Source organism: Allopontixanthobacter sp., assembly GCF_034376665.1.
Lineage (GTDB): Bacteria > Pseudomonadota > Alphaproteobacteria > Sphingomonadales > Sphingomonadaceae > Allopontixanthobacter.
In genome coordinates this window covers 1-9,005 of the sequence record NZ_JAXMJI010000116.1, presented here as the reverse complement: position 1 = coordinate 9,005, position 9,005 = coordinate 1, and the positions used below count along the sequence as shown (strand labels likewise).

At 63.6% G+C, this 9,005-nt stretch carries 7 protein-coding genes and 1 pseudogene; 6 read left to right on the top strand and 2 right to left on the bottom strand.

Annotated elements, in window-relative coordinates; translation table 11 throughout:
• Together U0988_RS13180 and U0988_RS13175 are read right to left on the bottom strand one after the other, a co-directional pair.
• Positions 1 to 347, bottom strand: a 347-nt coding sequence (locus U0988_RS13180) for a hypothetical protein (RefSeq protein WP_322293084.1), incomplete at its 3' end; no start/stop codon positions are given.
• Between the two features lie 110 nt (positions 348 to 457).
• On the bottom strand, positions 458 to 937 hold the full coding sequence (locus U0988_RS13175) for a peroxiredoxin (RefSeq protein ID WP_322293083.1): 480 nt from the start codon (positions 935 to 937) through the stop codon (positions 458 to 460).
• A 182-nt stretch (positions 938 to 1,119) separates the two neighbouring features.
• On the opposite strand from U0988_RS13175, the gene ahcY reads away from it, so the two are divergent.
• The 6 genes and pseudogenes from ahcY to U0988_RS13145 form a co-directional block, all read left to right on the top strand.
• Positions 1,120 to 2,529 carry an adenosylhomocysteinase gene (gene ahcY, locus U0988_RS13170; protein WP_322293082.1) on the top strand — a complete coding sequence of 470 codons (1,410 nt, stop codon included), beginning with the start codon at positions 1,120 to 1,122 and terminating at the stop codon, positions 2,527 to 2,529.
• A gap of 125 nt (positions 2,530 to 2,654) precedes the next feature.
• Entirely contained in the window at positions 2,655 to 5,009 is a 2,355-nt protein-coding gene (locus U0988_RS13165) for a PAS-domain containing protein (protein WP_322293081.1), read from the top strand.
• On the top strand, positions 5,006 to 5,449 hold the full coding sequence (gene tsaE / locus U0988_RS13160; protein WP_322293080.1) for a tRNA (adenosine(37)-N6)-threonylcarbamoyltransferase complex ATPase subunit type 1 TsaE: 444 nt from the start codon (positions 5,006 to 5,008) through the stop codon (positions 5,447 to 5,449). The genes U0988_RS13165 and tsaE overlap by 4 nt, the downstream gene beginning before the upstream one ends.
• Positions 5,446 to 6,438, top strand: a complete 993-nt coding sequence (locus U0988_RS13155) for an aminoglycoside phosphotransferase family protein (protein ID WP_322293079.1) — start codon at positions 5,446 to 5,448, stop codon at positions 6,436 to 6,438. The genes tsaE and U0988_RS13155 overlap by 4 nt, the downstream gene beginning before the upstream one ends.
• On the top strand, positions 6,435 to 7,166 hold the full coding sequence (locus tag U0988_RS13150) for a nucleotidyltransferase family protein (RefSeq protein ID WP_322293078.1): 732 nt from the start codon (positions 6,435 to 6,437) through the stop codon (positions 7,164 to 7,166). Before U0988_RS13155 ends, U0988_RS13150 begins: the two co-directional genes overlap by 4 nt.
• Positions 7,159 to 9,005 (top strand): annotated as a pseudogene (locus tag U0988_RS13145) (double-strand break repair protein AddB); the annotation flags it as partial. The gene U0988_RS13150 and the pseudogene U0988_RS13145, both read left to right, overlap by 8 nt.

Sequence of the window (9,005 nt, the reverse complement as noted above, 5' to 3'; positions counted from 1 at the left end):
TCTGCGACCGGCATATTCATGCGCAGACCGGTATTCGAGACAAGGCCGCAAAGTATCAGCGAAATTGTTGCAATAGCGGTTATGATGGCAGCATTCGCCAGCCTTAAATCGTCGTGGCGAGCGAAACACCACGCCGACAGCACGAACATTGCTGCGGCAATTTGCAGGAACCACACAAATTCGGATATCCGAATTATGAGTCCGGTCTGCAGCAAGATTGTGGTCAACATCGAAACAGACAGGCCGCCGACAATCGTCAGAACGAACAGCTTGCGCGCAGCGGTCGACTGCAAAAGATTGGCAACAATATCCGGATCAAAGAAGGAAGAGGCGGCGCGAGTGCTCATGGGTTCGCGATAGGATGCAATGGTTACTATCGGATCAATGTTGATGAGCGTTGTTCGCTGCCGCCTCTCCTGAAATAGGGCAGATCTTCCCTTGGGGTCAGGTTATGACTCTAGATTTGGCCGAGCAGATGTTCGGCGGAACTGACCGAGAAATCGCCCGGCGCTTCGACGTTGATCTGTTCGACGATGCCGTCGTTGACCACCATCGAATACCGCTGGCTGCGGGTGCCCATGCCGAAACCCTTGAAGTCGGCGTCGAGGCCGAGCGCGGACGCAAAATCGCCGTTGCCATCCGCCAGCATCGCGATATCGCCCGCATCGTTGGACTTGCTCCACGCGCCGAGCACGAAAGCATCGTTGACTGAAGTGCAGGCCACCTCGTCGATGCCGGCCGCCTTCAGCTCGTCCATCTTTTCGACATAACCCGGCAGGTGCTTGGCCGAGCAGGTGGGGGTGAAAGCGCCGGGCACGGCGAACAGTGCGACTTTCTTGCCGGCAAAAAACTCGGAGGACTGGACCGCTTCGGGGCCGTCCGGAGTAGCTTTGACCAATTTGATATCGGGAAGTTTGTCGCCAACAGAGATTGCCATGTGAAATATCCTTTCGTGAAAACGGGGGTTGACCACCGATATAGGGCACCTCCGTGGCGGAGCAATGACAACATCATATAAAGATCGCTTTATATTTGCCTCAGAGACAGCCGCTCGCTACATGCGCCCCCAGATTGCCGTGCGTCCGCTACGGCGTAAATGGACACCTCCAGGAGAATCCCGTGGCCGCCGATACCGATTACATCATCAAGGACATTTCGCTCGCCGATTACGGCCGCGCTGAAATCAGGATCGCGGAAACCGAAATGCCGGGCCTGATGGCTCTGCGCGAAGAATTCGGGACGAGCAAGCCGCTGGCCGGTGCGCGGATCACCGGTTCGCTTCACATGACCATCCAGACCGCGGTCCTGATTGAAACACTCACAGCGCTGGGCGCGGAAGTGCGCTGGGCGACCTGCAACATCTTTTCCACGCAGGACCATGCTGCTGCGGCGATCGCCGCATCGGGCGTGCCGGTGTTTGCGATCAAGGGCGAAAGCCTGGCGGATTACTGGGATTATGTCGGCAAGATCTTCGATTGGTGGACCCATGCCGATCCGGACCAGACCGCCAACATCATCCTCGACGATGGCGGCGATGCAACCATGTTTGCGCTGTGGGGCGCCCGGCTGGAAGCGGGCGAAACCATGCCCGATCCGCAGAATGCCGAAGAAATCGAAATGCAGCGCGCGCTTAAGGCCTATGTCGCCAAGAACCCGGGCTATCTGACCAAATCAGTCAAGAACATCCGCGGCGTTTCGGAAGAAACCACCACCGGCGTCCACCGCCTGTACCAGATCGCCAAGCAGGGCAAACTGCCGTTCCCGGCGATCAACGTAAATGACAGCGTGACCAAATCGAAGTTCGACAATCTGTACGGCTGCCGCGAAAGCCTGGTCGATGCGATCCGCCGAGCCACCGACGTGATGCTGTCGGGCAAGGTCGCCTGCGTTGCCGGTTTCGGCGATGTGGGGAAGGGTTCGGCCGCATCGCTGCGCCAGGGCGGCGCCCGCGTGATGGTGACCGAAGTCGATCCGATCTGCGCATTGCAGGCTGCCATGGAAGGCTATGAAGTCGTCACCATGGAAGAAGCGGTAAAGCGCTGCGATATCTTCGTTACCGCCACCGGCAACGAGGACGTGATCACCGCCGAACACATGAAGGCGATGAAGAACATGGCTATCGTGTGCAACATCGGCCATTTCGACAGCGAGATCCAGATCGGCGCACTCGACAATTACGACTGGACCGAAATCAAGGAAGGGACCGACATGGTCACTTTCCCCGACGGCAAGCAGATCTTGATCCTGGCCAAGGGCCGCCTGGTCAATCTCGGCTGCGCCACCGGCCATCCCAGCTTCGTGATGAGCGCCAGCTTCACCAACCAGGTGCTGGCGCAGATCGAACTTTTCCTTCGCAACGACCAGTATGAAAACGATGTCTATGTGCTGCCCAAGCACCTCGACGAGAAGGTCGCTGCGCTTCATCTGGAAAAGCTCGGGGTCAAGCTGACCCGCATGAGCAAGAAGCAGGCCGATTACATCGGTGTGCCGCAGGAAGGCCCGTTCAAGCCGGACCACTACCGGTACTGAAAACCAAGCTTTGGCCGGACAGGCGGCCCCTCATCTGCGGGGCTGCCTGTTTCCTGTGGTTTTTGTTGGTCACTTCGTCCCTGCAGCCATTGCATCCTGGCCGCGCGCAGCATAGCTGAAACCGCATGGAATTATCCGCCACCGCGCTGGCCCTGATCGGTTTGCTGCTCGCTGCCTGGACTGCGGGCGCCGCGTGGGTGATGATTGCGGCCGGGGCTAAGTCCAGGCAGGCGGAACAGAGCCGCAAGGCGGCCCGCCGGATGGCACGGATGATCGACGAAGCGCCCGCCATTCCGCTGCTGGTTCGCGCCGACGGACGGATCGAGGGATCGGATCGTCTTGCGGGCTGGCTCGGGCTCGATACGCTGCCGCAATATCTCAGCGAATTGTCGGGCGAGCGCAAGGACGGCACCTTGGCCGGCCTCTCGCCGGAACAATTGGCCGACCTCACCAGGAAAGTTCGTCACACCCAGCGTACTGCGGCCCCGTTTCGCATGTCGCTGACCACTCCCGGTTCGCACCGCAGCCTGGCCCTGCGCGGCAATCTGGCGGATCCACAGATTTCGCCCGGCGGGGCTGCGCTGATCTGGGTGTTCGACTTCAGCGAAAGCGAAGGCGAACTGGCACAATTGCGCGAAGATGCCGCCCGGGTGAAGGGTGATTTCGCCGCCCTCGTGGGTTTGATCGAAGCCGCTCCGATCCCGATGTGGTTTCGCGGACCGGACAGCCGACTGCGGCTGGTCAACAAGGCGTATGTGAAAGCCGTCGGTGCGCAGAGCGCCGACAGTACGGTCGAAAACCAGCTTGAACTGGTAGAGCCTGTCGATGGACTGACTGCGGCCCAGATAGCGGCCCAGGCGGCAGAACAGAACCTTTCGATCGAACGGATCGTCGCCACCACAATCGACGGCCAGCGGCGCAGTCTCCGGGTCAGCGATTTTCCGCTCGGCGATGACGGGGTGGCGGGATACGCTGTCGATATCGAGGAAATGGAGGAGCAGGCGCGCAGTTTCCGGGCGTTCCGTGATGCCCAGCGTTCAATGCTGGACCAGCTGTCCATCGGCGTCGCGCAGTTCGATGCGGCGCGCAAGCTGACCTTCGCCAACCAGCCTTTCCGGCGGACCTTCGGAATTTCACCGGACACGATTGCCGTCGGCACCAGTTTCGAGCGGCTGCTGAGCGACGCACGCGAGCAGGGAAAGACCCCGGAAGTCCGCGATTTCCCAGCCTGGCGTACGGAACATGCCGAATGGTTCAACAGCGGCGAAGCGCAGGAAGAGGCGTGGCCCCTGTCCGGCGGCACGCATCTCCGGATCGTCGCCCAGCCGATGCCCGATGGCGGGCTGGTGCTGATCGCCGAAGACCGCACCGAACAGCTCGCCCTGTCTGCCACCCGCGATACCCTGCTGCGGACCCGTACAGCGATCTTCGACAGCCTGTTCGAAGCGCTCGCGGTCGTTGCCCCCAACGGCACGTTGCAATTGTGGAACCGCAGTTTCGCCGGTGTGTGGGCGCTCGATCCGGAAATGCTCGACGCGCATCCGAACGCGGAAAAGATGCTGGAGGCAATCGCCCCTAATCTCGCCCGGCCGAAGCAGGCGCGGGCGATCGGCGAAGTCATCCGCGCCGCCACGCTCGACCGCAAGCGAACCGCCGGAAGGGTGCTGATGGCTGACGGGCGAACGGTGGAATTCGCCGGGGTTCCGCTGCCCGACGGGAATGGTCTGCTCACCACGCTGGACATCACCGATTCGCAGAAGGCCGAGGACGCGCTGCGTCAGCGGGCGGAAGCGTTGGAGGAGGCGGATGCGGTGAAGACCCGCTTCCTCGCCAATATGTCCTACGAATTCCGCACCCCGCTCACCACGATTGGCGGATTCGCGGAATTGCTCGAAGCGGGCGTTGCCGGAGATTTGAGCGAGCAGGGGAAGGAATATGTTTCCGCCATTCTGAATTCCGTCGAACGGCTCACCGAACAGGTCGAAAACGTGCTCGATCTGTCGCAGAGCGAAGCAGGGCTGCTGCCGATTGCCAAGGAACGGATCGAATTGCTGCCGTTCGTTACAAAGATCGTGCGGGAGCGGGAACAGGCGATCAACGCTGGCGGGTTGTCCCTCGATCTACGCGGCGGGGCCGGGGGCAAGCTTGACGCTGATCCGCGCCAGTTGGGCCGGGCGATCGGGCACTTGCTCGACAACGCCATTGCCGCCACGCCGAAAGGCGGCCGGATTCTGGTGGATGTCGGCAAGCCCAAGGGCGTGGCCCGGATCGTGGTGTCGGATAACGGCCCCGGCATGGCGAAGGATGAATTGTCCCGCGCACTCGACGGGCTCCGCGCGAGTGCGGACGGCTCCGGTCTGGAACGTCGCCAGGGGCTTGGCATACCGCTGGCACGGCAATTGATCGAAGCGCACGGTGGGACACTCGAGATAGTCTCGCGCAAGGGTGCCGGGACCAGCGCAACCATCCTGATCCCTTGACAATCCAGCTGCCTGATCTTGGCGCGATGGAGCACTTCGGCGCACGTATCGCGGCGCAGTTGCGGGCGGGGGACGTTGTTGCGCTGACCGGGCGTGTGGGGGCGGGGAAGACTACCCTTGCGCGGGCGATCATCTCGGCGCTCGGTTACGGCGCGGAGGTTCCCTCTCCGACTTTCACCATTATCGAAACCTATGATCCGCCGGCGGTTCGCCTGCCGCTGGTCCATGCCGATTTCTACCGGCTGGAGCGCCCCGAGGAGATCGAGGAACTTGGCCTTGAGGACTACCGCAAGGGCGCGGTGCTGCTGGCGGAATGGCCTGACAACGCCGGCGGATTCGAATCCGAGCCGGGATGCCTCGCAATCTCGCTCGAAGTTGCGGAGGAAGGCCGGATTGCGATTGCCCGCGGCGGTGCCGATTGGCTAGGGCGGATGCCATGAGCGAACTCCTGCCCGCCGGTATCGATTCCTTTCTGGGCAATGCAGGTTGGGGCGGTGCTGCGATCGACCCGATCCCGGGCGATGCGTCTTTTCGTCGCTATTTCCGCGTAGCGGTCGAGGATCGGCAAGCCATGCTGATGTTCGCCCCGCCGCCGGAAGAAGATCCCGCACCGTTCATCCACGTGGCGCGGTGGCTGAGGGACAATGCAATGCGCGCGCCCGAGATATACGCGCAGGATGCGGCGCAGGGATGGGTGCTGATCGAGGATTTCGGGGACGAGCGGATGCGCGACTGGCTCGATGCCAATCCGCAGGGTGAAACGGGCGCCTATACCGACGCGGTCGACGCGCTGGCGCGCCTTCACACCAAACCTGCGGGACCCTTCGCGCCGTATGATATGGAGGTCTATGCGCGGGAAGCTGCACTGCTGACCGAATGGTATTGTCCGGCAATGCACATCGAAGCCGACGCGGGCAGCTATCTGTCGGCCTGGAGCGAGACGCTTGCCCCGCTTGTCGCGAAGCCTTCGAGTCAGGTAACGGTGCTGCGCGACTACCACGCGGAGAATATCATGCTGCTAGGCCCAGACGCGGCGGGACGCGGCGCGCAGGGTCTGATCGATTTTCAGGACGCTCTTGTCGGTCACCCCGCCTATGATCTGGTGTCATTGCTGCAGGACGCCCGCCGCGACGTCTCGCCAGACCTGGAGCGCCGGATGCTCGACCATTATCTGGCGCAAGCCGATGCCGATGACGACTTCCTGGCGAATTACGCGCGGCTTGGCGCACAGCGGAATGCCAAGATCGTCGGAATATTCGCCCGCCTGTGGAAGCGGGACGGCAAGCCGCGGTACCTGTCCTACATCCCCCGCGTATGGGAAGCGCTGGAGCGGGATCTGCGCCACCCCGCGCTGGCCCCCGTCGCAGCATGGTTCGACACCAATATTCCGCGTCAGGTCCGCGACAGTTTCGGCGGCCAGATCGCATGAATGCTGGCGCTTCGAACGGCCTTGTGTCGGACACGGCGATGGTCATGGCCGCCGGACTGGGCAAGCGGATGCGGCCGCTCACCGCGTCGCAGCCCAAGCCACTGGTCCGCGTCGCCGGAAAGCCGCTGATCGATCACGCGCTGGACCGGATGGTCGAAGCCGGCGTGACCAAGGCGGTGGTCAACGTCCACTATCTGGCGGACGCATTGGAAGCCCATCTGGCGGAACGGCAAGACCCGGCAATAACAATCTCGGACGAGCGTGACCTCCTGCTCGAAACCGGCGGCGGAATGGTCAAGGCGCAGAGCCTGTTGCCCGACCCGTTTTTCTGCCTCAACGCCGACAATATCTGGCTCGACGGGCCGCGCGACGCCTTCCACGACCTGTCGAACCGCTGGAACCCGGACGAGATGGACGCGCTGCTGCTGATGGTGCCGCACGCGCGGGCGCTGAATTTCCGGGGCAAGGGCGATTTCCAGATGGACCCGGTCGGGAGGCTCGCCCGCCGCCGTTCCGGCCGGATTGCGCCGTTCATCTTTACCGGTATCCAGATTGTTTCGCATCGGCTGTTGAGGGACCCGCCGGCGGGGCCGTTCTCGACCAATGTGTTGTGGGAGCGCGCAATCGAGGAAGGCCGCCTGTTCGGCACCAGCTTCACCGGGCAGTGGTTCGAAGTGGGCACTCCGCAAGCGATCCGGCCGACCGAAGAAGCGTTGCAACGTGGCTGAGGGCCCGGCACCACACCCACCCAACATCTATTCCATCGCGGCCCATCGCGGATTCGCCGATGCCCTGGTCGCGGGCCTGGTGCCGCGATACGGGCAGGACGATTTCGGCCTCGCCCGGTTGACCCTGCTGCTTCCCAGCACGCGTGCGGTGCGCACCGTCAGCGAAGCGTTCATCCGCTACTTCGGCACTGCGGGGCTCAGCGGGATGCTGATGCCGCGCATGGCCGTGGTCGGCGATCTCGATCTCGACGAAACTCTCGGCAGCCTGCTCGATCCGCTGGGCGCAGCCGATATACCCCGCAGCGTCGATCCGACCCGGCGCTGGCTGCGGCTGGCGGAACTGCTGCGCGAAGAGCTGGGCAAGGATGCACCGCGCGGCAGCGCCCTGCTGCGCATGGCCCGCGATGTTGCCGCCGCGATGGACCGGCTGCTGGTCGAGGATATAGGTCCGGAAGAACTGCTGGGTGAGAACGTGCTGGGGCTGAGGCCCGATCTCGCCAGCCATTGGCAGGACAGCTTGCGAACCTTTGCCCGCGTCCAGATGCGCTGGCTGGCGGAACTGACAGCAGCCGGGGAATTGAACGCAGCCGCGCGCCGCAACCGGTTGTTCGATTTCGCGGCGGAACGCTGGAAATTGCAGCCACCCCCCACTCCGATCGTCGCGGCGGGGGTCACCAGTGCGGCCCCGGCGCTCGCGCGGCTGCTGCGCGTGGTCTCGGAATTGCCCGGCGGCGCGGTGATCCTGCCTGACCTGGATCTGGCCATGGTAGATGCGGTGTGGAACGAACTGGGCACCGCAGGCGCGCCGGAACAGGCGGGGGATCCACCATTCACCCGCGGCGATGCGGTCACTCACCCGCAATATCATCTCAAGCTGCTGCTGAACCGGATGGTAGTCGCCCGCGGCGAAGTGCGGCAATGGCACCGCAAGGGGCTTACAGCGGCTTCTCCCGACCGGACCTATGCCATTTCCTCGATCTTCCTGCCGCCCGAGGCAAGCAAGGCTTGGGCCGGTCTGGAAGCGGACAAGCGCCGCCTGTCCGGCGTCCGCCTGATGGAAACCGCAGGTCCGGAGGAGGAAGCGCAGGCGATTGCACTGCTGGTGCGCCAAGCGATCGAGGAGCCGGCGAAGCGGGTCAACGTGATCACTCCTGACCGCGGCCTGGCCCGGCGGATTGTCCAGCATCTGCGGCGCTGGAACATCACCGCAGACGATTCCGCCGGGCGCCCGCTCAGCGATACTCCGGCGGGGCGGCTGTTCCTGCTGCTGGCGGAAGTCGCATCGGAGAATGTCCCGCCAGTTCCGCTGATGGCGCTTCTCCAGCATCCACTGGTTCGCCTTGGTGAAGCGCGGCAGGAATGGCTGGGCAATGTCCGCGCATTGGAACTGAAGCTCCGCGGCCCGCGCCCCGCACCCGGCCTCGCGCCGCTGGCACCGATTGCGGGCCGGGCGAAAGTCGCGGAATGGTGGCACGGCGTCGAGGCGATCCTTGCGCCGCTGGTGGCGGACCGGGACGAACAGCCGCTGGCCGACCGGCTCGATGCGCTGTCCGCTGCGGCGGAAAGCCTGTGCGCCGACGCGATCTGGTCGCGCGAGGATGGCCGCGCCCTGGCCGCGCTGGTCGAGGAGTTGCGGCTGCATTCGCGTGATGTGGGCACGACGGTCGAATTACGCGAACTGCACACGGCCCTGCGCGATGCAATGGAGCTGGTTGCGGTCCGCCCGCCCTATGGCGGACATCCGCGTGTGGCAATCTACGGCCTGCTCGAATCGCGGATGAGCCGCGCGGATCTGGTGATTTGTGCCGGTCTCAACGAAGGCAGCTGGCCCGCAGCGCC

Bases quoted from the DNA above. Each gene is read 5' to 3' on its own strand.
- U0988_RS13175 (WP_322293083.1), bottom strand. From the start codon at position 937: ATGGCAATCTCTGTTGGCGACAAACTTCCCGATATCAAATTGGTCAAA.
- U0988_RS13165 (WP_322293081.1), top strand. From the start codon at position 2,655: ATGGAATTATCCGCCACCGCGCTGGCCCTGATCGGTTTGCTGCTCGCT.
- U0988_RS13155 (WP_322293079.1), top strand. From the start codon at position 5,446: ATGAGCGAACTCCTGCCCGCCGGTATCGATTCCTTTCTGGGCAATGCA.
- U0988_RS13150 (WP_322293078.1), top strand. From the start codon at position 6,435: ATGAATGCTGGCGCTTCGAACGGCCTTGTGTCGGACACGGCGATGGTC.